This window comes from Achromobacter sp., assembly GCF_036567245.1.
In the GTDB taxonomy this organism is placed as follows: Bacteria; Pseudomonadota; Gammaproteobacteria; order Burkholderiales; family Burkholderiaceae_B; genus Achromobacter.
This window is the reverse complement of the sequence record NZ_DATCUY010000333.1, coordinates 1-1927: the sequence shown is the minus strand read 5'-3', so window position 1 is coordinate 1927 and position 1927 is coordinate 1. Positions and strand designations below refer to the sequence as shown.

Here is a 1927-nt window from a genome sequence, read left to right as displayed (position 1 = left end):
TTTGTTCATGACGGCGATGTAGCCGTTCAGGCCGACGATGCCCGGTCGCCCCTCGGCGGCGGCGCGGCCATGCCAGATGCGCGAGGCGTGGTGGGTGTGCAGCGTCAGCGACATTGCGCTGCGCAGGGAGCCGAGGTTGAGCTGCAATGGTTCGTTGCTGGTTGCCATGGTGATCGCTCGCTGGTGGACAGGGAGCCGCCAGCATCCGCATGCGGCGGAAGGCAGTCAGTCAACAAACCGAAATGAGCCGGCCCCCGGTTCTGTGCGCGCTGGCGGCGCAGCGCGCAACGGTCCCCTGGGGACCGCTCCGCAGATGGGCATTCACGTTGGCGCTCCGGGCCTCGGTCGTCGACGGGTTGCGTGCTGCACCGCACGTCGCGCTGTCGTTCGACGCCATCCTTCGCAGCACGGCCGTCCCCAGGGGACCGTTCCGCTGAGCGCCATGGAGGTTTGCTTCATGGCCTTGCCAGGCGCTTTGCCCAGGTTTCGCGCAGCAGGTCGCGCCGTCACCCGGCGCTTCACCGCACAGCCGTCCCCAGGGGACCGTTTCTGCCGACCGCCATGGAGATCTACTTCACGGCTTTGACGAGCCCTGTGCTCAGGTCTTGCGCAGCAGGTCGCGCAGGCGCTCGATGTGCTGCCGGGCCACCTCGGGCGGCACGACGTTGCGCGGCGGCTCGGATGGTGGCGCTCGCGCCGCCGATGGTGTTGGCGGTGCTGGGCCGGTCTGCTTGGCCCACGCATTGAACTCGCCGCGCATGGCGCGCTGGATGATGCCGAACAGATATCCGGCGGGGTTGCGGATGCCATGCTTGCCGCACCGTGCGGCCCATTCGTCCAGCACGGCCTGCCCCAGGGCAGCGTCCACCTGCTGCAACGCCATCCTGGCTCCGGCCTGCTGTTCCGCCTTCAGTTCCGCGAAGCGCTTGGGCCATTGCAGGTCGCCCAGCGCACGCGCCTGCGCGGTAGTACGTACTTCATTAATACTACTACTACGTACTGTACGGTCCTGCTTCGGATTCCGAAGAGCGCCGTCTGGCGCGGGTTTCGGCCCTGCTTCGGATTCCGAAGAGGGGCGTTCGCCATTCCGAAGAAGGCTCGCGGGCCCTTCTTCGGAATCGTGGATCGCATCCTCCTGTGGATAACTTTCGGTGGCGGTGATGCCCTGGTCGGCCAGGCGCTCGGCGAGCACTTGCAGCCGCGACGGCAAGGTGCGTCCGGACAACATCGGGTCGTCCGCGATCTCCTGGAGGGTGTTGAGTCCCACCACCTGAACGGCCTTGGCCGAATGCCCCAGCGACTGGCTGACCAGGGCCAGGTAGTCGGCGTCGAGCTGCATGGCCTCGAACGGTGTCAGGGGTTCGTCATGCAGGACGTAGAGGTTTCCGAGGATGCGGCCGGTCTTGGGGTCGCGCCGTCGTCGCACGAGGCTCAGCCAGCGCGTCAGGCGCAGCAGCGTCAGCGCCCGCGCGACGGTCTCGTGGGAGGCTTGTCCCGCGCAGGGCATGGACGCCAGCCAGGGGCGCAACTGCTCATAGGTCGAGAACGCCGTGACGCCGTCGTCGTTGAGCATCAGCCGGAACACCTGCCAGGCGTTGCGCTCCAGCGGTGTCAGGCGGCGGTCGAGGAACAGCCGCCGCGGCACGCTCTCGTGCCGATTGCCACTGAACAGGAAGGCGTCGCCGGACGCGGCAGGCGTGGGCACTGCCATGGGCGCTGGCGCGCTGGGATGTGGCTTGGGCGTGAGGTCCTTCAGCGCAGCGTCGAACAGGTCGGCGAGTGCGACGGGGCCTTGACGCGGGGCTCGTGGGGCGGTGTCGTCCACGGCCATGGCCTAGCCCAATCCCTGATCGACCCAGTTCCTGATCGCGGCCCAGACCACCGAGAGCGGCAGTGACATGCCCTCGGCCAGGTCCATGGCCGCATC

Annotated in this window: 2 protein-coding genes and 1 pseudogene; all 3 read right to left on the bottom strand. The window is 67.8% G+C overall.

The genetic code is table 11. The annotated features are described in order from the left end of the window. Nucleotides 1-168: AcaB family transcriptional regulator (locus VIR09_RS14475; protein WP_332013493.1), on the bottom strand; the 168-nt coding region annotated here is incomplete at its 3' end. 430 nt (nt 169-598) lie between these two features. Next, nucleotides 599-1831: an STY4528 family pathogenicity island replication protein gene (locus tag VIR09_RS14470; protein ID WP_332013492.1), complete on the bottom strand. Its 1233-nt coding sequence runs from the start codon at nt 1829-1831 to the stop codon at nt 599-601. A gap of 3 nt (nt 1832-1834) precedes the next feature. Further along, nucleotides 1835-1927: pseudogene (locus tag VIR09_RS14465) on the bottom strand (coproporphyrinogen III oxidase); the annotation flags it as partial.